This window comes from Sphingobium estronivorans (genome assembly GCF_008692605.1).
GTDB classification, from domain to species: Bacteria; Pseudomonadota; Alphaproteobacteria; order Sphingomonadales; family Sphingomonadaceae; genus Sphingobium; species Sphingobium estronivorans.
The window spans coordinates 77,917-97,241 of sequence record NZ_LFCT01000007.1; the positions used below are offsets into that span (position 1 = coordinate 77,917).

The 19,325-nt window shown below is 62.3% G+C and carries 17 protein-coding genes and 1 pseudogene; 14 read left to right on the forward strand and 4 right to left on the reverse strand.

Annotated elements, in window-relative coordinates; all coding sequences use genetic code 11:
• Positions 1-5: 5 nt before the first annotated feature.
• Complete coding sequence (locus tag F7P65_RS06725) at positions 6-2,318, reverse strand: TonB-dependent receptor (protein ID WP_150290983.1); 2,313 nt, start codon at positions 2,316-2,318, stop codon at positions 6-8.
• Positions 2,319-2,455: 137 nt separating this feature from the next.
• Here F7P65_RS06725 and tcuA point away from each other — a divergent pair, with 137 nt between their 5' ends.
• Entirely contained in the window at positions 2,456-3,907 is a 1,452-nt protein-coding gene (gene tcuA / locus F7P65_RS06730) for an FAD-dependent tricarballylate dehydrogenase TcuA (protein WP_150290984.1), read from the forward strand.
• A gap of 4 nt (positions 3,908-3,911) precedes the next feature.
• On the opposite strand, the gene F7P65_RS06735 is transcribed toward tcuA, so the two are convergent.
• On the reverse strand, positions 3,912-4,814 hold the full coding sequence (locus F7P65_RS06735; RefSeq protein WP_205451959.1) for a LysR family transcriptional regulator: 903 nt from the start codon (positions 4,812-4,814) through the stop codon (positions 3,912-3,914).
• A gap of 123 nt (positions 4,815-4,937) precedes the next feature.
• On the opposite strand from F7P65_RS06735, the gene F7P65_RS06740 reads away from it, so the two are divergent.
• The 8 genes from F7P65_RS06740 to F7P65_RS06775 are packed head-to-tail and all read left to right on the forward strand — an operon-like array spanning position 4,938 to position 12,169.
• Positions 4,938-5,837: a VOC family protein gene (locus F7P65_RS06740; RefSeq protein ID WP_150290986.1), complete on the forward strand. Its 900-nt coding sequence runs from the start codon at positions 4,938-4,940 to the stop codon at positions 5,835-5,837.
• A gap of 26 nt (positions 5,838-5,863) precedes the next feature.
• The gene (locus tag F7P65_RS06745) at positions 5,864-6,751 is read left to right on the forward strand and encodes an alpha/beta fold hydrolase (RefSeq protein WP_150290987.1); all 888 of its coding nucleotides are present in this window, start codon (positions 5,864-5,866) and stop codon (positions 6,749-6,751) included.
• Between the two features lie 3 nt (positions 6,752-6,754).
• The gene (locus tag F7P65_RS06750) at positions 6,755-7,300 is read left to right on the forward strand and encodes a flavin reductase family protein (protein ID WP_150290988.1); all 546 of its coding nucleotides are present in this window, start codon (positions 6,755-6,757) and stop codon (positions 7,298-7,300) included.
• 26 nt (positions 7,301-7,326) lie between these two features.
• Positions 7,327-8,529, forward strand: a complete 1,203-nt coding sequence (locus F7P65_RS06755) for an acyl-CoA dehydrogenase family protein (protein WP_150290989.1) — start codon at positions 7,327-7,329, stop codon at positions 8,527-8,529.
• A gap of 4 nt (positions 8,530-8,533) precedes the next feature.
• Positions 8,534-9,334, forward strand: coding sequence for an aspartate/glutamate racemase family protein (locus F7P65_RS06760; RefSeq protein WP_150290990.1), 801 nt, complete (start codon positions 8,534-8,536; stop codon positions 9,332-9,334).
• The gene (locus tag F7P65_RS06765; RefSeq protein ID WP_150290991.1) at positions 9,331-10,680 is read left to right on the forward strand and encodes an FAD-dependent oxidoreductase; all 1,350 of its coding nucleotides are present in this window, start codon (positions 9,331-9,333) and stop codon (positions 10,678-10,680) included. Before F7P65_RS06760 ends, F7P65_RS06765 begins: the two co-directional genes overlap by 4 nt.
• Positions 10,677-11,432 carry an electron transfer flavoprotein subunit beta/FixA family protein gene (locus F7P65_RS06770; RefSeq protein ID WP_150290992.1) on the forward strand — a complete coding sequence of 252 codons (756 nt, stop codon included), beginning with the start codon at positions 10,677-10,679 and terminating at the stop codon, positions 11,430-11,432. Before F7P65_RS06765 ends, F7P65_RS06770 begins: the two co-directional genes overlap by 4 nt.
• Positions 11,429-12,169, forward strand: a complete 741-nt coding sequence (locus tag F7P65_RS06775) for an electron transfer flavoprotein subunit alpha/FixB family protein (RefSeq protein ID WP_150290993.1) — start codon at positions 11,429-11,431, stop codon at positions 12,167-12,169. Before F7P65_RS06770 ends, F7P65_RS06775 begins: the two co-directional genes overlap by 4 nt.
• Positions 12,170-12,262: 93 nt before the next feature.
• On the opposite strand, the gene F7P65_RS06780 is transcribed toward F7P65_RS06775, so the two are convergent.
• On the reverse strand, positions 12,263-12,913 hold the full coding sequence (locus F7P65_RS06780; protein ID WP_150290994.1) for a TetR/AcrR family transcriptional regulator: 651 nt from the start codon (positions 12,911-12,913) through the stop codon (positions 12,263-12,265).
• Between the two features lie 160 nt (positions 12,914-13,073).
• Between F7P65_RS06780 and F7P65_RS06785 the strand changes: the two genes are divergently transcribed.
• The 5 genes and pseudogenes from F7P65_RS06785 to F7P65_RS06805 all read left to right on the forward strand — a co-directional run.
• The gene (locus F7P65_RS06785; protein ID WP_150290995.1) at positions 13,074-15,233 is read left to right on the forward strand and encodes a TonB-dependent receptor; all 2,160 of its coding nucleotides are present in this window, start codon (positions 13,074-13,076) and stop codon (positions 15,231-15,233) included.
• An 11-nt stretch (positions 15,234-15,244) separates the two neighbouring features.
• The gene (locus F7P65_RS06790; protein ID WP_150290996.1) at positions 15,245-16,267 is read left to right on the forward strand and encodes a metallophosphoesterase family protein; all 1,023 of its coding nucleotides are present in this window, start codon (positions 15,245-15,247) and stop codon (positions 16,265-16,267) included.
• Positions 16,268-16,290: 23 nt separating this feature from the next.
• A complete protein-coding gene (locus F7P65_RS06795) occupies positions 16,291-17,067 on the forward strand; it encodes an SDR family NAD(P)-dependent oxidoreductase (protein ID WP_150290997.1) in 777 nt (258 codons plus the stop codon).
• 2 nt (positions 17,068-17,069) lie between these two features.
• On the forward strand, positions 17,070-18,200 hold the full coding sequence (locus F7P65_RS06800) for a tyrosine-protein phosphatase (RefSeq protein WP_150290998.1): 1,131 nt from the start codon (positions 17,070-17,072) through the stop codon (positions 18,198-18,200).
• A gap of 73 nt (positions 18,201-18,273) precedes the next feature.
• A pseudogene (locus F7P65_RS06805) lies at positions 18,274-18,601 on the forward strand (IS66 family transposase zinc-finger binding domain-containing protein); the annotation flags it as partial.
• Positions 18,602-18,935: 334 nt separating this feature from the next.
• Here F7P65_RS06805 and F7P65_RS06810 read toward each other — a convergent pair.
• A complete protein-coding gene (locus F7P65_RS06810) occupies positions 18,936-19,220 on the reverse strand; it encodes a hypothetical protein (protein ID WP_240334222.1) in 285 nt (94 codons plus the stop codon).
• Between the last annotated feature and the right edge of the window lie 105 nt (positions 19,221-19,325).

Sequence of the window (19,325 nt, forward strand, 5' to 3'; positions counted from 1 at the left end):
ATTGATCAGTAGCGCAGCGACAGGGTCGCGCCGTAGGTCGCGGGCATCCCGGCGAACCGGGCCGAAACGTCCGCGATCTTGTAGGCGTTGGTCCAATAATATGTGTTGCCGACATTGCGGCCCCACAGGCTGAACCGCCAGCGGTCGTTGGCGGAGGCGAGGCCCGCGCGCAGGTCGACCAGCGTGTAGCCGTCGATCGCCAGGATCGCATTTTCGCCAAGGGCGCCGTTGGTCTTGCTGCGGCCATTGATATTAGCCCCGGCAAAGGCGTTCAGGCTGGACGAGAGCGGGAATTCATAATCCGCCGCCAGCGACCATTGCCATTTGGGCGTATTGGGAAAGGCTTCGCCCTTGAAATTCTCCACCGTTCCAAAGGGATCGAAATTGACGAAGTCGCCGATCTTGCTGTGGACATAGGTTACGCCGGCATTCAGGGTCAGTCCGGAGATGGGGCGAAGAATGGCCTGCAATTCAGCGCCCGTCACCTTCGACTTGGGAATATTGACCAGCAGGTTGAGCGGGCCGAAAATATTCGGCGTCAGGATAACGCTGCCCAATGTCTGCTTGTCGCGATAGTCATAATAGAAGGCTGCGCCGTTGAGTTGCAGTTTCCGGTCGAGCAGAGACAGTTTGAAGCCGGCCTCATAGGCAGTCAGCTTTTCCTGCGTGACCGGCGTATATTGCGAGTCCGAAGATGCGGGGATCAGCGGGAAAGCGCCGACCTTGTACCCCCGGCTGATATTGGCATAGAGCAGCGTGTCGCGATTGGGCTTGAAGTCCGCGCCCACGCGCCAGGACAGATTGTCCTGCGACAATTTGCTGCGGGTGATCGTCGGCTGCAAATTCTGGTCGAGCTGCGTGCAGACCGGATCGGGGCCGAGCGCGGTCGGATCGCCCTGGGTGATGAGGCCCAGGCCGATGGCCAGGCTGCCATTGGCTGAATTGCCGGTGCAGCCCGTGAACCTGTCGCTGGTGTCGGTGTAGCGCAGGCCGCCATGCAGGGTGATCGTGTCGGTCACGCCCAGGTCGAGATTGGCGAAGGCCGCATAATTTTTAAAATGCTGGAGCGACGAAATCGGGATGTCGTCGGGCACCGGCAGGCCGAAGAAGATCGCGAAGGGCGCGAAGCCGGATGCTTCGGTCGAACGCAGCGTCTGAACCTCATTGACCTTGTTGTTTTCATAATTCGCGCCGACGATCCAGCGGCTGTCCTTTCCGAACTCGCCCGACAGGCGCAGTTCCTGGAAAAAGGCCTTGATCGATCCCCGGTCGACCGTGTCCGCCAGGACGAGCGCGGTGCCGTCCGGATCGACCACATCATTCTGCTTATAATCGGCGTAGGAACTGAGCGAGGTGAAGGTGATGCTGTCGGTCAGTTCATAGTCGAGCCGTCCGGTGACGTTCCACTGACGATCGTCGCGGCGCGGATCGAGGCCGGGGGTCCAGTCGCCGACGCGGGACTTGTCGTTGACGATCGGCTGGGCGGCGAGGCGCGGATCGGCGAAGGGCGGCATCAGGGGATTGACCTGGACAAGCTGTGCCGCCTGCACGTCCGACTTGTCCCAGAAGGCGTTGAAGCCGAATTTCAGTTTAAACCGCTCACCGCCGGCGATGTCGATCAATCCGCGCAACTGGGTGAAGTCGCGCTTGCCATTGCGGTCGTCGGGGCGCGTCGCGCTGCTTTGCCAGTTGCCCTGTCCTTCATGTCGCGCAGCGAGGCGCACGCCGATGCCGTCGCTGACCGGGCCGGATACGAATCCACCCAGTTCCCAGCTGTCGAAGCGCCCATATCCGGCATCGACGCCGGCACTGAAATGGTCGGTTGGGCGCGCCGCGATGTAGTTGACGGCACCGCCGGTCGAATTGGAGCCGAAGAGAAGCCCCTGCGGCCCCTTGAGAACTTCTACCCGTTGAAGATCGAAGCTGGCGCTTCGGGTCATTGCCGAAAAGGGTAGGGGTGCTTCATCCTGATAGACTGTCACCGTCGGCGTCGATGCGATGTCGTAATTGTAGAATCCGACACCGCGCAAAGAATAGACCGGCGTGCTGTAAGCCGATTGGGTGAAGGTGAAGCCGGGCACGATCTTGCCCAGATCGTCGGCGCTCTTGACGCCGGCGGCGAGCAGATCGTCGCCCGTGGCGGCGCTGACCGACATCGGCACATCGTTGATCGACTCCGCGCGCTTGGTGGCGGTGACGACGATGGACACTATGTCGGGCTGCGGAGCGGTCTCCTGAGCCTGGGCGGAAAGATCGAAGTTCAGGGCGATGGCTATGGCGAGCGCGGAGGCCGCGATTTTATGGCGGGTCAATCTCATTTTCTCTCCCCCAATGATTCCGTCTTTTGTGCGGAGACTTGGTTTTTTGTTGACCGGAGAATTAGTTCATTGGCATCATCGTCCAAAGCGATATTTTTCGATAGCCTTTATCATCATAGACGATAGCGGGACAGCTTATGCAGGATATATTGGTCGTGGGCGCGGGAAATGCGGCGCTGTGCGCGGCGATTTCGGCGGCGGAAATGGGCGCGCGCGTTACCGTGCTGGAACGTGCGCCCGAAGAGGCGCGGGGCGGCAATTCGGCCTTTACGGGAGGATGCTTTCGTACCGTCTATGACGGCGTCGACGACATTCAACGGCTGGTCCCCGACCTGACGCCCGAAGAACGTGCCACGAGCGATTTCGGCCGTTACGATGCCGGCAAATTCTATGCCGATCTGTGCGAACTGAGTGGCTATCGCGCCGATCCGATCCTGATCGACCTATTGGTCCAGCAAAGCCTGCCGACGCTGTTGTGGATGCGGGATCGGGGCGTGCGGTTCCTGCCGGCTTATGGGCGGCAATCCTTCAAGGTGGAGGGCCGCAACATCTTCTGGGGCGGCCTGACCGTCGAGACGGCGGGCGGCGGACAGGGATTGATGGACGCGCTGTTCCGGCGCGCCGAAGCGCTGGGGATCGAAATCCGCTACGATCACAAGGTGGAGCGTCTGCTGGGCCACCGGCGGCGGGTCGAAGGCGTGGTCGTCAACGGGGAGGAAAGGAAAGCCGACGCCGTAATCCTGGCCGCTGGCGGCTTCCACGCCAATACGGAGCGGCGGGTGCGCTATCTGGGGCAAGGCTGGGACCTCGCCAAGGTGCGGGGATCGCGTTACAATAGCGGCAATGTAATCGACGCGGCCTTCGCCATAGGGGCGCGGTCTCACGGCAACTGGTCGGGCTGCCATAGTGTGTTCTTCGACGCCGGGGCGGAAGACTTCGGCAATATCGCGGTCCTCAACCAGCAGAAAAACTATTTCACTCTGGGAATCGTCGTCAATCGGGACGGACAGCGCTTCTTTGACGAAGGCGCCGATTTTCGGAACTATACCTATTCGAAAATGGGCGGGGCGATCCTGAAGCAGCCCGGCGGGACAGGCTGGCAGATTTTCGACGCGCAATCGACAGCTATCCTGCCGGACGAATATCGCACGCCCCGCGCCGCCCGGTTCGAAGCGGCGACGCTGGAGGCGCTGGCCGCGAAACTGGAAGGGATCGACCGGGCCGCATTTCTGCGGACGATCGCGGAATTCAACGGCGCAGTGGACGAAGCCGTGCCGTTCAATCCTGCGATCAAGGATGGCCGTGGCACCAGGGGACTGGCCATCGAAAAGAGCAATTGGGCGCGGGCGCTGTCCCAGCCGCCCTTCGTCGCCTATGAGGTGACGTGCGGCATCACCCTGACCTATGGCGGCCTGGCCATTGACGAGGATGCGCGGGTCCAGAATGAGGAAGGCGAACCGATTGCCGGTCTTTTCGCCGCGGGGGAACTGGTCGGCGGTCTCTATTATGACCGCTATCCGGGCGGCGCGGGCCTGACCAGCGGGGCGGTATTCGGACGCATTGCCGGTATGAACGCCGCGATGGCCTGAGTTCCTATTCGCCCATGATGTCGACCAGCGCCTGCCGTAGCCAGGCAAGCGCGATGTCCTTCGACTGATCGGGCCGCCACGTGGCCGAAATGTCGATTTCCGGTGTGGGAAGGGGAGGCTCGATCCATTTGAGCTTCCATTCCCCCTGCAAGGTCACGGCAAGCCGCTTGGGCAGGATCGCCACGGCATCGCTGCCTGCGACGATCCGCGCGAAGATCAGATAATTGCCCATGGTCAGCCGGAGGTGCTGGGTCTTGCCCAGTTCGTCCCACAGCATCGTTTCATGGTTGAACGACACGCGGGGCAACGCTGAATAGCCGACATGGCGCAGCGCCAGAAATTCATCGCCCGACATGCCCGGATAGAGCGCGTCATTATCCTCCGCGCCGATGCAGACATAGGTGTCGCGGTACAGAAAATCCCGCTCCATCCCCGACACGCGCAGCGCGTTGGACGGGAAGATGAACAGGTCGATGTCCGGCCGGGCCGAGCGGTTGAGAAATTGCGGCCTGATCTCGACAAAGTCGAAGGACAGTTGCGGCGCCTCACTGGCCGCGCGCATGAGCAGCGGACCACCCACCAGAGCCGCGACATAATCCGCCGTCGCGATGACCAGCCGCCGCTCGACCGTATCGATCCGGCCGCGAGATTTGGTGATGACGGCGCGCACGCCGTTCAACAATTGGGAAACGTCCGGCATGATCTGCTCGGCCAGCGGCGTCGGCACCATTTCGCTGCCCGACCATGTGAACAATTCATCGTCCAGCGCAAGCCGCAGCCGGTTGAGCGCCGCGCTGACCGTGGATTGCGCAAGATTCAGCGTGCGTGCGGCGTTGGATACATTGCGGTTGGTCCAGATCGCTTCCATCGTCACCAGCAGGTTGACGTCGAAATCCCTCAATTGCATCGTTTCCACCTGCCCATCGTCAATCGCAATAGTGACTATCCAAATATATCGTTTCAGGCAATAGGGAGCCGGCGTTATCCCTGATCCCACACAGCGCGACTCAAGCGTGAATGGGAGAGAATAATGGCTGAGTTGCAGAACCTCGCCTACGTCGTGTTCGCGGTGAGCGATCTTCCAGCCTGGCGGGCCTATGCGACGGATATTGTCGGCCTGGGCGTCGCCGATCTGGGCGATGGGCGACTGGGCCTGCGCATGGACGAGCATCCGTGGCGGATCCTGGTGGAAACGGGCGCGGATGACGACATGACCCATGCCGGCTGGGACCTCGGCTCCCAGAATGCGTTGGACGATTATATCGTCGGGCTGCGGGCGAAGGGCGCCGATGTCAGGGAGGAAAGCGCCGCCTGCGCCGCCGGGCGATGCGTGACCCGTCTCTACAGGCTGACCGATCCCAATGGGATCTGCCACGAATTCTTCGCCGGACGCACGGACCTTGCCGACGATGGCGGCGATCTTTCGCCCATCCTGCGCGGTCCCGGTTTCATCACCGGCGACCTTGGCATCGGCCATATCCTGCCGGTGTCGAAGGATTATGAACAAGGCGTGCGCTGGTATCAGGATGTGCTGGGCCTGCGCTACAGCGACCGTATCCGGCAAGAGATTGCGCCGGGCGTGTTCGCGGACGCGACCTTCTTTCACAGCGCGAGCGGACGCCATCATTCGCTGGCAACCGGCAGCTTCCCTTCGCCCAAGCGGCTCAACCACCTGATGCTCGAATATCGCGACATGAACGATGTCGGGCTGGCGTGCGATCGGGCGAAGAAGGCGAAAATTCCGATCGTGCTGGAACTGGGCCATCATCCCAACGACCAGATGTTCAGCTTCTACATGCGGACGCCTTCGGGCTTCGGGCTGGAACTGGGCCATGGCGGGCTGGTGATCGATGACGCGACCTGGGAACCCCAACTTTACGACGTCATGTCGGATTGGGGACACGCTCGCAACATGAACATGGTCGACTGAAGTCGACGGGAAAACGGGAGAAATCTATGTCAATCTGGCTCGACTTTCTGGGTGCGGAAATCCGTTATGTCGAAACTCCCAGCTTCGGCCGCGTGCGTATTGCCGAAGCGGGCAGGCGAAATGCCGAAGCGCTGTTCCTGATGCACGGCATCGGCGGACATATTGAAGCCTATTCCAAGAATATCGTACCGCTCGGCGAACATTTCCATGTCATCGCCTTCGACTTTGTCGGTCATGGCCTTTCGGAAAAAAAGACTGATATCGAATATCCCGCGTCTATCTATGCCGATCAGCTCAAGGAGCTGATGGATGTCCTTGGCATAGAGAAGGCGCATATTTCCGGGGAATCGCTGGGCGGTCTGGTGACGGGCCTGTTCGCGGTCAAATATCCCGAACGTTGCCTGCGCCTCATCCTCAACACCGCCGGGGGCATTCCCATCATCACCGACAAGGGGCGGCAGGATCTGGTCGATCTGGCGACCCTGACCGAGAAGAATTATGGCAAGCCGCCCAGCTATGACAGCATCAAGGGCCGGATGCAGTGGCTGATTTACGAGGGCAATTGGGGTCTTTTGACCGACGAACTCATCAATTCGCGTCTGGCCATCTATTCGCGCCCCGATTTTCAGAAGTGTGCCCCGCTGGTCTTCGCTCGCCTCAGCCAGGCCAAGGAAGGCGGCGGCAAATCCATGCCCGACATGATGGAGCTGGAAAAGATCGAGCAGGAAGCACTGCTGCTCTGGACCACGCATAATCCGATCCATGACGTGCCCGCTGCGGAGGCCGCGCTGCCCCGGCTCAAGCATGGCAAGCTCTATGTCATGCAGAAGGAATGCGGGCACTGGCCGCAATATGAAAGCCCCGAGGAATTCGACGCGGTGGTGGTGAAATATCTGACCACCGGGGAAGTGTAAGCCATGTCCGCCGCCGCCGCTCTTTCCATGCCGTCTCCGGCATCCGTCACGCATAAGCCCGACCTGTTCAGGCAGGGCATGCGCCGACTGGCCGGGGCGTGCACCATCATCACTTCGGTCGCGCCGGGTCAGGGGCGAAAGGGTTGGGCCGGGCTGACCGCCACGGCGGTGGCGTCGGTCACGGCGGAGCCCGCGCGGTTGCTGGTCTGCGTCAACCGTTCGACCTGGGCGCACGGTATCATCGGACAGTCCCGCATATTGGGCGTGAATGTGCTGGACGACGATGCGCTGCCGCTGGCCCAGCGGTTCGCCGGCGGCGTGAAGCCGGAGGAGAAATTCGACCAGGGCGGTTGGCTGACCGCGACGACGGGCGCGCCGCTGCTGTCGAGCGCGCTCGTCAGCTTCGACTGTCTCGTCAGTGAGGTCATCGAGGCGAGCACGCACGACATCTTCATCTGCGACGTTCTGGGCGTGCTCCTGCGCGAACCCGGCGGCGATCCGCTGATCTATTTCGACGGTGCGTTCCTGTGCGAACGCCAGACCCAATAAACCCGGATTTGATAGGAGAGCCGGTCATGCAAACTGCCATCCTTGCGCAGAATGTCAGCGAAATCCCGACCAGCGAGGAACTGGTTGCCCGCGCCAAGGCCATGGTGCCGGGATTGCGCGCGCGTGCCGATGCAATCGAAGCGGCGCGCAGCGTCCCCCATGATGTCATCGCCATGTTCCGCGAGGCGGGCTTCTTCCGTATCCTCCAGCCGAAAAAATATGGCGGCTGGGAAATGAACCCCGTCGTGTTCATGCGGGTGCTGAACGAACTGGGCCGGGGCTGCTGCGCCAGCGCCTGGAACATGATGATCCTGGGCGTCCACAATTGGGAATTCGGCGTGATGGACGAACGCGCCGCGCAGGACGTGTGGGGCGAGAATGACGAGACGATCATCGCGTCCTCCTACCCGCCGATGGGGGAACTGACCCGCGTCGAGGGCGGCTGGCGGCTGAAGGGGCGCTGGCCGACGTCGAGCGGCAGCGACCATGGCGAATGGGCCTTTATCGGCGCGCTGGAACGCAATGAGAAGGGTATTCCCGTCGACCGTTACGCGCTGCTGGTGAAGCGCGAGGATTATGAGATCATCGACGACTGGCACACTTTCGGTCTGGCCGGAACGGGGTCCAAGAGCCTGTTGATCAAGAACGCCTTCATCCCCGATCACCGGGCGCATTCGATGATCGACTATAAGATGGACGATCGCCCCACCAACTATCTCTTCCCCTTCGCGATGATCTTCTATTCGTCTGTATCCTCGGTGATACTGGGCTTTGCGCAGGGGGCGATCGACGTCTTCATCGAACAGATGCAGGTGCGGCAGGATAATGGCACGGGCGCGGCCACGCGGCTCAACCCCTATGTCAAGGATCGGCTCGCCAATGCGGTGGCGAAGGTCCGCGCATCCCGCGCGCGGATGGAGCAGATGATGGCGCATTGCACGCAGATCGTCGAACGGCGCGAACTGGTCACGACGGACGACCGCATCCATTACATGCTCGACATGGCGCGGATCGGCCGGGAATGCGAAGAGGCCGTGCTGACCATCTACAAATGCACGGGCGCGCGCGGCGTATACAAGTCCAACCCGATCCAGCGCTATCTGCGCGACACGCTGGTCGGCGCCAACCACATCACCCAGGACGCGGACAATAATGCCGGAGCACTGGGGGCCTATCTGCTGAGCGGCGAATTGCCCCCGCTGCTCTACGAAAAGCCGAAGCTGGGCTGATCCCATGGGCATGCGCATCTGGCACCAGAGCTTTACGGTCCTCAGCGATCTTGCAGCCTATGACGAGGCGCTGAGGGACCATTTCCGCCGCGTGGCGAGGCCGGATACGGTGGTCGACATGCACGGGATGCGGGCAGGGACCTATCGCACCGACTATCCGGGCGACGACATCAAGCATGTCGGTTTCCAGTTCCTGCACAGCATCCAGTTCCTGCAAGGCGCGTTGCAGGCCGAGCGACAGGGCTATGACGCCTATGCGCTCAGCACCTTGCCCGAGCCGGGGTTGCGGGAAATCCGGGCGCTGGTGGATATTCCAGTGGTCGGTTACGGCGAATGCGCGGCGCGGGCGGCGGTGGATGACGGACGCAAATTCGGGGCGCTGGTGTTCATCCCGGAACTGGCGGAACTGTATCGTGACAATGTCCGCCGCCACGGCATAGGCTGCCGCTTGGTCGGGGCTTGCGATGTGGGGTTCCGCTTCACCGATGTGCTGGCCGGTTTCTCCAGCCCCGGCCCGTTGATCGACCGTTTTCGGGAGGCGGCGCGCGGCCTGATCGCGAAGGGGGCGGAAGCGATCGTCCCGGGTGAAGCGCCGCTTACCGTGCTGCTGGCGATGAATGGCGTGGTGGAGGTGGATGGCGTGCCGGTCATCGATTCGCTGGGGGCATGGGTCCGTGCGGCGGAATCGGCGGTCGACGCCCGGCGGTCCGGCGAGGGGAACCATGGCTCCGGCTATTTCGGTGCGATCCCCGATCCGGCGCGGCGTGACGAAATTCTCGATTTCTATGGATTGAACCCGGCATGAGCGATGTGATTGTCATCGGCGGCGGTGCGGCGGGATGGGCGGCGGCCTTGTCCGCCGTGCAGGGCGGGCTGGAAGTGGTGCTGCTGGAAAAACTGGCTGAATCCGGTGGTTCCTCGGCCATGAGCGGCGGTTGTCTGGCCTTCGCCGGAACCGAATTGCAGACGGACCAGGGCGTGGCGGACAGTCCCGACCGGCTGTACGCCGATCTGCGCGAAGTGGGGCAGGAGGTGAACGACCCTGCGCTGGTTCGGGCCTATTGCGATGCGCAACTGGCCAGCTGCGACTGGCTGAAAGCGGCGGGCGTGCAGTTCAGTCCGGTCATTGAAACCGCGGCGGGCCAGTCCGTGCCCCGCGTGCATACGGTCGATCCGGCGGATATGGTGCGTGCGCTCAAGGCGGCGGCGGAGGCAAGCGGACGTGTCGTCTATCGCCCGAACACGGCCGCGCAAGCGTTGGAACAGGATGCTTCGGGTCGGGTCAGAGGCGTTCGGTTGACGGATGGAGAAAGGCTGGAAGCGCGCAGGGGGGTGATTATCGCCAGCGGCGGTTTTGCCAAGAATCCGGACATGCTCACCCGCTATGCGCCGCATTATGCGCCCGCCGTGTTCGTTGCGGGCGCCGGGTCGCAGGGCGATGGTTTGCGCATGGCGCAGGCGCTGGGCGCCGATCTGCGCGACATGGATTATGTGAAGGGCACTTTCGGAAAGCACCCCACCGACGAAACCAACGACCATAGCCTGCAAGCGGTGTATAAGGGCGCGATCGCCGTCAATCAGGACGGGCAGCGCTTCGTCGACGAAAGCATTTCCTACAAGCTGCTGGGCGATGCGGTGATGGCGCAGCCCTGGCACTGCGCCTATCAGATTCTGGATCAGGCGATCTTCGACACCGGCGACGACCGCGTGCGCATCCTCGATTTCGGGCGGCGGCTGGAGGAGGGGCTGTTCTATGTCGGCGATACGCTGGCGGAGCTTGCCGCACAGGTCGAGATCGACGCCGATGTGCTTCAGGCCACGGTGGACCGCTATAATGGCTATGTCGATGCCGGGCACGATGCCGAATTCGGGCGGACGCATCTGGTTCATCGGCATGGCGCTCTCAGGAAGATCGAAACCGCTCCCTTCTACGCCTATCCGTCGACGGCGGTGGTATTCGGCACCTATTGCGGGCTGAGGATCGATCCGCAGGCGCGGGTCTTGCGGGCGGACGGCAGCTGGCTCGAAGGCCTCTACGCCGCCGGGGAAGCTACGGGAGGATTTCACGGCGCAGCCTATATGACCGGCTCGGCTCTGGGCAAGGCGGTGGTGTTCGGTCGTCTCGCCGGACAGGCGGTGGCGGCGTCATGAAGGTCATGGTCCTGATCGCGGGCGTGCTCGATCCGAAATGGCCAGTAGCGCCAGCGGATGGCGGTTTGCCTGAACGAAGCGGCGACAGGCTGCTGCTCAGCCCTTTCGACGAGGCGGCGCTGGAGATTGCGCTCAAGATCCGGGACGCCACGCCGGATACGGATATTCATGCCGTGGTTGCGGGCGGGGCCGAAGCGGAAAAACTGGCGCGGGGAGTCTGCGCTCTCAATATCCCGCATGTTGCGACCCTTGCCCTGCCATCGGCCTGGGATCAGGCGTCCGTGGCCGGGGTATTGGCGAAAGCGGCGGAAGATGCCGATCTCGTGCTGATCGGGCGGGAATTTGGGGATTGCGACGATGGCCTGGTGCCGCCGATGCTGGCGGGCATTCTGGGACGGAGCTTCTTCGGCCGGGCGCAGGCGGTGGACGCAAGCGCCGGACTGCGGCTGATGCGGGAGGCTGCCCTGGATGAAGAATGGCTGTCGGTGGGCGGCGGCCTGGTGGTGAGCGTGACCAACGATCGCCGAAATCGCCTGCGCAAGCCGCTGATGAAGAATGTCATGCTGGCCCGGCAAGCACGGATCGACGCGATCGAAAATACCGGGCCGATCATGGCCGCCGATGGACTGTTGCTTGCCCGCGGCTTTGAACTGGCGGGGACGCGGATGACGACCGACTGTCGGATGATCGGGGGCGATGTGCAGGAACAGGCCCGCGCCCTGGCCGCCATTCTATGTGGTGAGCGGATATGAGCGGCTGGCGGATTGTTCAGGTGGAACTGGGTGCGGCGGGGGATGATGCCGAAGGGCAGGCTGCGCCCGCCGCGCGGACGCTGATCGTCTTTCCGTCCGGCTCGGACGGGGAAGCCATGGCGGGGCTTCTTGCCGCGCGGTGGAATGCTGTCCTGCTGGGGCGCTTGTCCGGCATTGTCCGGGATGGCGAGGATCTGGTGGTGACGCGCCCTGCCTATGGCGGCCGGATAGGCCTTGAACTGCGCGTGACCGGCGGTGTCGCGGTCGCAACGATGAACGAACCGATCGGAGACGCGGAAATCCTGTCGGTGGCACCGGTTCGGTCGGAGGTGCAGCGGGTGCCACTTCCGGCGCGCAAGGCTGCGCTGGAGGGCGCGCGCATCGTGATAAGCGGGGGCAGGGGCCTCGACAGCGAAGCCTTCGCCGTGCTGGACAAGATTGCGGACCGGATCGACGGGGCGCTGGGGGCGAGCCTGCCGGCGGTCGACCTGGGCCTTGCGCCTGTCTCCCGGCAAATCGGCCAATCCGGCAATTTCGTGACGCCCAGACTCTATCTCGCGGCGGGCATATCGGGCACGCCGCAGCATTTGGCGGGGATTGGGACGGCGACGCAGATCATTGCGATCAACAAGGACGCGGATGCGCCGATTTTCCGTTTTGCTGAAATCGGGCTGGTGATCGACGCTCGCGACCTTCTGCCCGAATTGCTCAGGTCGATAGAGGAGATCGCTGCCTGAGCGACATCGAACGCATCCTTCCGTCGCAAATCCCCAGATGGCCGCGTTCAATCAGCACGCAGCCAGAAAGATGACGTGCTTTCTCCGCATCGTCTATTTCCTTTCGTCGGATTGCAGGACCGCGGCTTCCGCCAATTTGTGCAGCAGCGCGCGAAACGCGGAGAGTTCGGTGGGATTTGCGGCGTCATAGCTGCGCGCTTCTCCCAATTGCCCGCCATTGCAGACGTAGAAGAGCGCGCCTCCCGCTACGCCGTTCAGGATATGCATGGCGGACACGGGGCGGAATACCCCGGCTTCCACGCCCATGGAGATGACCGTTTCGATATCACGCAGCGCCGTCTCTGAAAAACGCACCGGATTGTCGCCGCGCGGGGCGGAATCCGCGATCAGCCTCTGGATGATCCGCGCTGCGGTCGGGCGCCCTACCAGGAAATCGAGCCAGGCATCGAGCAGCGCGTGCAACCGCGCCATCGGATCATCGGCATCTTCCACCCGCTTCAACACGAAATCGTGCATGGATGCGAAAATGTCCGCTTCCACCTGATCGTAAAGCTGCTGTTTGCCGGGGAAATAATAGACGATCGAGGGCCGGCGGATGCCCACCGCCTGTGCCACATCCTCCAACCGGGCGGCGGCATAGCCCAGATCGGCAAAGACCTGTTCCGAAGCCTCCAATATCGATTGTCGGGTGGCATCCCCGCGTGGCTGCCGCGCTACCTGCCTCACCGCATTCGCCACCGTCATTCCTCTCGCTACAGCCTTGGGCCTCCTATCAGCATGGCGATGCGCGAAAGCAATCTCCAATATTGATATTCTACCTACATGACGGTAGATAACTCGGCGACAGGGCTGAGGGACGCGGAGTAACAGCGCCGGAAAAGCCCGCTTTTTGGGGAGAGAGACTATGCCGAATCGCCTGTTTATCTACGCCGTACTGACGCCTTTGCTTGGCTCCGCGGCGCTACCCGCCCTCGCGCAGAGCGGCGCGTCGGATGGCATTGAGGAAATCGTCGTCACTGCCCAGAAACGAGAGGAATCGCTTCAGGATACCCCCGTTTCGATCGCGGCCTTCACCGCGAAAGATCTGGAAGCGAAGGGGATCAGTGGCCTTACCGACCTGCGCGCGAATGTACCGGCGCTGCAACTGACGCCCTTTCCCAACAATGCGGCGACCACGCAGATCTTCATGCGCGGGGTCGGCCTGTCCGACGATCAGATCACCCAGGATGGCGGCGTCGCGGTCTATATGGACGGCGTCTATGTCGCCCGCAGCCAGGGAATGGCGGTCGAAGTGGCCGATCTGGAGCGGATCGAGGTGCTGCGCGGTCCCCAGGGCACGCTGTATGGTCGCAACGCGACCGGCGGCGCGATCAATTTCATCACGCGCAAGCCCGATCTCGACGATTTCGGCTTCAAGGGGCAGGTGACGCTCGGCAATTACGACAACCGCCGCTTCAAGGCCGCGGTCAACGTGCCAATCGGCCAGACCATCGCTGCTCGCCTCTCCTATGTGAACCAGCAGCAGGACGGGTTCATCCGCAATCCGGGCACCGGCGTGAAGCGCTGGGGCGACAAGGACCGGCAGGCGATGCGTGGCGATCTGCTGTGGCAGCCTTCGGACGCGTTCAACCTGCGCTACAGCTATGATCGGACGGAGATTGGCGACACGCCCGCTTATGTCGCGCTGTCCCCGCTCTTCCCGCTGACGGCACCGCGCCCCAAGGCAGGCAGCCCCTTCGTCCGCGACGTCCTGCCCAATGACATCGTGTCGCAAGGCCACAGCCTGATCGGTGAGTGGAAGGCTGCGGACGGCCTCACTGTCCGTTCGATCACCGGCTATCGCAAACTCTACAATTTCCAGAACCAGGATTATCTGACCGGCGCCACCGGGCCCAATCCACTGCAAAAGAACAGCAGCGTCGCGAAGCAGGATCAGTGGAGCGAGGAATTGCAAATGGTCGGAGATGCCTTCGACAATGTGCTGCAATATGTCGTCGGCCTTTATTATTTCAAGGAAGATGGCGATAACTTCAGCAACAGCTACAGCCCACCGACTCTGACGCGCAGTTTCACTACGGCGACCATCCACAACCGTTCCTATGCTGTCTTCGGTCAGGCGACCGTCACGCCCGCCTGGCTCGACGGACGCCTGCATTTCACCGTCGGCGTGCGCCAGAGCTGGGACAAGCGCGAAGCGACGCTGGCCCGCCAGTCGCAGATCGCCGGCGGCCCGATCACCGACGTGCCGGGCCTGGGCGACGGCAGCCGCAATTTCAAGGATTTCAGCCCCAGCTTCGTGATCGGCTTCGACGCCTCGCGCGACGTCCATCTCTATGCCAAGGCCGTGAAGGGCTATAAGAGCGGCGGCTACAATATCCGCGCCAGTTCCATCGCCCGCTTCAACCAGGGTTTCAATCCTGAAACGCTTTGGTCCTATGAAACCGGCATGAAGAGCCAGTGGCTCGACAATCATCTGCGTTTCAACATTGCGGGTTTCATTTCCAAATATCGCGACATCCAGATCAATGTCCAGTCGGACCCGACCAATGCACGCATCACCGACGTTCTGAATGCCGGGCGCGCGACGGTGAAGGGCGTGGAAATGGATCTGACCCTGGCCCCGGTCCGCGAGTTGCGTGTCACGGCCAACTACAGCTATCTGAAAGCACGGTACGATAGCATCATCGGTCCCGGCGGCACCGATATAGCGAGCGGTTACCGCTTCACCAACGCGCCCGAACATACGTTCGCCTTCGACATCAGCTACGATTTGCCGCCGCTGCCGATCGGCAAGTTGACTGCCAATGCGAATTATACCGCACAGAGCGACAAGTTCACCAATGCGACCATCAGCGGCGGCAAATATATTGTCGGGGACTATGGCCTGATCAACGCGCGGCTGAGTCTTGCCGACATTCCCGGCCTGCGCGGCGTGAAGGCCGCGCTCTGGGGCCGGAACCTTGCCGACAAGGACTATTATCTGATGCAGTTCAACATCGGTCGCCCCGGTGCGATCTTCGGGGAACCGCGCACCTATGGCGTCGATCTGAGCGTCGAATTTTAAAGGAGGCCGGCATGAAACATCGCGCCCTTTTGACCGCTGCCCTGGCCATGCTTCTGTGTGGAGCGGGGCCGGTGACGCCCGATTACCGGCCTGGCCATTCCGATGTCGCCCGCACCGGCAAGGACTTTGCCGGCGGCAAGGATGAATTCCGCTTCGTCGTGATCGGCGACCGGACGGGCGAACACCGTCCCGGCGTGTTCGAACATGCGCTGGAGGAGGTCAACAAGCTGCGTCCCGACTTCGTTATCAATATTGGCGACCTGATCGAAGGGAATAGCGAAGACCTTCGCCAGATCGACGCGGAATGGCAGGACGTCACCGCCGCGACGGGTAAACTCGACATGCCTTTCTTCTATGTTCCGGGCAATCATGATCTGACCAATGACATACAGCTCCAGGCATGGCGCAAGCGGCTGGGGGCGGATTATTACAGCTTTACCTACAAGAACGCGCTTTTCCTGGTCCTCAATACCGAAGACCCGCCGCAGCCGAAGATCGCCCGCCGCAAGCTGCTGGAGGCATATGGCCCGCAGGCCATGGGCGTCGCGCTGCAGGCCCTGCAGGGCGATACCGAACAAGCGAAGGCCCTGTTTGCCCGCGAGCCCCGGATCGGCGAGCTCGCAGCCAAGTTGCGCGCGTCCGAAAATGTCGCTTTCAGCGCGGCTCAGCTCGCCATGGTTCGCTCTGCCCTTGCGCGCAATCCCCATGTCCGCTGGACCTTTGTGCTGATGCATCGCCCGGCATGGAAGGTGGATTCGCCTGCTTTCCGAGAGATAGAGGCGATGCTGCGGGGACGCGACTACACGGTGCTTGCCGGCCATTTCCACAAATATGAGCATCAGACGCGCGACGGCCATGATTATGTGCAGCTCGGCGTCACCGGTGGTACGCCGGGGGGACGTACAGACGATCCGGCGGTGTTCGATCACATCATGTGGGTCGCGGTAGCGAAGGGCGCGCCGCAGATCAGCAATATCCGGCTGGAGGGCTTTTTCCCCAAGGAAGGGCCGCCCGCATCGTCGGCCCACCCCTGAACGACCATGAAAGGAAAAACTGCATGACTCTCTCCCCCGCTCTGGACACACCGGGCACGCCGGTAATCGTGACCGGCGGCGCGTCGGGCATCGGGCTCGCATCCGCGGAAGCGCTCGCGGCGGTGGGTCGCGGGGTTGCGCTCTGGGACATCGACGCCAATGCTGCGGGCGAGGCGGCGGCGCGGATCGCCGCGCGTTTTGGCGTCGCGACCATCGGCGTCGCCACTGATCTGCGCGATCCGGCGGCGATCGCGCCTGCTTTGGCGGCCACCCGTTCGGGGGTGGGGGCGCCGGGCGGGCTGGTCCATGCCGCAGGTACGGTCGACACCGGATCGCTCGAGGGGGTGACAGTGGAAGGATGGGATGCCTGCATGGCGGTGCATCTGCGCTCCTTCGCGTTGCTGACCCAGGCGATTCATGCCGATCTCGCCGCACAACCGGGATCCGCCATCGTCGCCATTGCGTCCATCAACGCCACGCTGGGCAATGCCATGAACCCGATCTATACCGCTGCCAAGGGTGGGCTGCTGTCGCTCGTCCGGTCGTTGGCGGACAGGCTTGCAAGGGACGGTATCCGCGTCAATTCCGTCTCGCCGGGGCAGATACTGACACCGATGATGCGCCCGGCCATCGAGGCGTTGCCTGACCGCTTTTTCGAAAGACGCATCCTGTTGGACCGGATCGGCGATCCTATGGAGATCGGCCGCGTCGTGCGATTTTTGCTGTCCGACGAAGCAAGCTATATCACTGCCAGCGAAATCGTTGTCGATGGCGGCAATATTTCTTCTCAGCGAGGTTGATCATGCGACATGCCCCTTCCTGTATTGTGGCGCTGGCTCTGGCGCTGGCAGGATGTTCCACTGCGGTCGATCATTCCGCCGCCCGATGGGATGCATCGGCGGCACGTTCGGCGGCCCCTATCCCGTTCACAGCCGCGTCGGTCGAAAAGCAGGCCGACGGCAGCTATCGCATAGCCTGGCAAATGGCGGGTGCGGGTCATGTTCGCATTTTCGCGAGTTCGGACCCGGCGGCTCCCATGACGTCTCAACCCGTCGCACAGGGGGGAGCGACGGATTCGGCGACGATTGCCAGGCTTGCGCCGGATAAACGCTGGTATTTCACGCTTACGCCGGATCGCGGCGGTCCGTTGCTTCTGACCGATCGGGCCTTGCATCTGTCCACGGCGCCCAACTTTCGCGATATCGGCGGCTATCGGACCGTTGACGGCCGGTGGGTGAAGCCGGGGCTGATCTACCGCTCCGACCAGCTCGACCGCTTGAGCGACGGCGATCTGGCCGCGATCGGTGCGCTGAGGCCCGGTCTGCTGGTCGACCTGCGGACCGAAACCGAACGCAAGCGCGAACCCGATCGGGCGCCGCCGGGGGTGCGGCAACAGATTCTCGATGTGGCGGCGGACAGCAGCGGGTCGCTGGGCGGCGACATGCGCAAGGCGCAGGCGGCCATCGCCAGCGGACAAGGGGCTGCGCTGCTGGCGGCCGCCAATCGGGATTTCGTCTCTCTGCCCAGTGCCCGCGCGGCTTATGGCACGCTGCTGCGCGAGCTTGCGGAAGGAAATGACGGACCGCTGATTTATCATTGCACCGCGGGCAAGGATCGCACTGGTTGGGCCACGGCCGTCATCCTGACCCTGCTGGGCGTTCCGCAGGAAACGGTGATGGCGGATTTCCTCGCCAGCAATCGCTATTTGAAGGCCAAGAACGACGCGACGATTGCCGCGATGAAAGCATCGGGCGCTGCGTTCGATCCCGCTTTCCTCGAGCCTGTCCTGACTGTCCGTCCCGAATATCTGCAAAACGCCTTCGACGAGGTTCAGCGCCGTTATGGATCGTTCGACGCCTATGCGCGCGACGGGCTTGGTCTCTCCCAGGCGGATATCGCAGCTCTGCGGCGGCGCTATCTGACGGCGCCTTGATCGGCCGAGAGAGGTGAAGCGGATGGCACCCGACGTCGTGCAGATGGATCTGGGCAGCCCCAGCCGCACCGCTGCCAGCGAAGATGAGCTGTGGGCTGCACTGGCAGCGGCGAAGACCAACGTCGCACGGTTCGAGCGCAAGCGACCCGCCCGCAAGCCCTTTGCCCGAGCATCCGCCGCGCGAACGCGTCATCATCCCCGCGCCCGGGGCATGCCCCTGCTCCGGCTCGGATCGACTGTCCAAGCTGGGCGAGGATATCACCGAGATGCTCGAGGTCGTGCCGCGCCAGTGGAAAGTGGTCCAGACCGTTCGGGAGAAGTTTTCCTGCCGAGCCTGCGAGAAGATCACTCAGCTGCAAGCACCATTTCATGTCGCGCCCCGCCGACTCTTTGGCCCCACCTCGCGAGAAGTCTCGGTAGCAATGGGTTCTCGCAAATGCCCTGATTGCGCAGAGAATATCGAAGCGGAAGCGCGAATCTGGCGCGACCAGGCGGTGTTACGGTTACGTGGCTGATCGGCGAACTGGATGCCATAGCACGTTGGGAAGGGCTGCTTGGGGAGCCGCTCAAGCTCTGCGGTTCTCATAAAGGGCCAATCGACCGTTCTCCAACGACGTTCAGACCTTAGCTTTTGAATTTGTATTGGAAAGGAACCTTTTGTAGCCGCCTTTTATGATCGGCAGGGGTGGTAAGCAGGCAGTCCGGTGGATGGCGGGTGAGAACGGATCGCTGATTTTATTTTTGCTCAGCCAAGGAAGAGAGAAACGCCTGTCGCTCCGCCAGTTTCTTTAAACGCCGACGCCGAAGCAGCAACCCAACGATTCCAAATGGGACGCACCATAGTAGGCCAATGCCCATGGAGGATAATATGTTGTGGGTCTGGCCGACATGCCGCTCCAATTCGATACCGTAGGCAAGGATCATCAACGCTGACATGGCAATCCATAAGCCGAAGAATACACGCTCATGGATGATGGACGGCACTGACTGGTGGGACGGATAGCGGCGCATCATCGGCATTATACCGGGTTCATCTGACGACTGCTACTGGTGGCTTGCGGAAGGGCAACTTCATACCAAGCGAACAGCTAGGGCTACCATAGAAGCCTATCGGCACCATGAATC

Excerpts from the sequence above, each read along its gene's own strand:
- F7P65_RS06725 (WP_150290983.1), bottom strand. The coding sequence starts at position 2,318 with ATGAGATTGACCCGCCATAAAATCGCGGCCTCCGCGCTCGCCATAGCC.
- tcuA (WP_150290984.1), top strand. The coding sequence starts at position 2,456 with ATGCAGGATATATTGGTCGTGGGCGCGGGAAATGCGGCGCTGTGCGCG.
- F7P65_RS06735 (WP_205451959.1), bottom strand. The coding sequence starts at position 4,814 with ATGCAATTGAGGGATTTCGACGTCAACCTGCTGGTGACGATGGAAGCG.
- F7P65_RS06740 (WP_150290986.1), top strand. The coding sequence starts at position 4,938 with ATGGCTGAGTTGCAGAACCTCGCCTACGTCGTGTTCGCGGTGAGCGAT.
- F7P65_RS06745 (WP_150290987.1), top strand. The coding sequence starts at position 5,864 with ATGTCAATCTGGCTCGACTTTCTGGGTGCGGAAATCCGTTATGTCGAA.
- F7P65_RS06750 (WP_150290988.1), top strand. The coding sequence starts at position 6,755 with ATGTCCGCCGCCGCCGCTCTTTCCATGCCGTCTCCGGCATCCGTCACG.
- F7P65_RS06755 (WP_150290989.1), top strand. The coding sequence starts at position 7,327 with ATGCAAACTGCCATCCTTGCGCAGAATGTCAGCGAAATCCCGACCAGC.
- F7P65_RS06760 (WP_150290990.1), top strand. The coding sequence starts at position 8,534 with ATGGGCATGCGCATCTGGCACCAGAGCTTTACGGTCCTCAGCGATCTT.
- F7P65_RS06765 (WP_150290991.1), top strand. The coding sequence starts at position 9,331 with ATGAGCGATGTGATTGTCATCGGCGGCGGTGCGGCGGGATGGGCGGCG.
- F7P65_RS06770 (WP_150290992.1), top strand. The coding sequence starts at position 10,677 with ATGAAGGTCATGGTCCTGATCGCGGGCGTGCTCGATCCGAAATGGCCA.
- F7P65_RS06775 (WP_150290993.1), top strand. The coding sequence starts at position 11,429 with ATGAGCGGCTGGCGGATTGTTCAGGTGGAACTGGGTGCGGCGGGGGAT.
- F7P65_RS06780 (WP_150290994.1), bottom strand. The coding sequence starts at position 12,913 with ATGACGGTGGCGAATGCGGTGAGGCAGGTAGCGCGGCAGCCACGCGGG.
- F7P65_RS06785 (WP_150290995.1), top strand. The coding sequence starts at position 13,074 with ATGCCGAATCGCCTGTTTATCTACGCCGTACTGACGCCTTTGCTTGGC.
- F7P65_RS06790 (WP_150290996.1), top strand. The coding sequence starts at position 15,245 with ATGAAACATCGCGCCCTTTTGACCGCTGCCCTGGCCATGCTTCTGTGT.
- F7P65_RS06795 (WP_150290997.1), top strand. The coding sequence starts at position 16,291 with ATGACTCTCTCCCCCGCTCTGGACACACCGGGCACGCCGGTAATCGTG.
- F7P65_RS06800 (WP_150290998.1), top strand. The coding sequence starts at position 17,070 with ATGCGACATGCCCCTTCCTGTATTGTGGCGCTGGCTCTGGCGCTGGCA.
- F7P65_RS06810 (WP_240334222.1), bottom strand. The coding sequence starts at position 19,220 with ATGCCGATGATGCGCCGCTATCCGTCCCACCAGTCAGTGCCGTCCATC.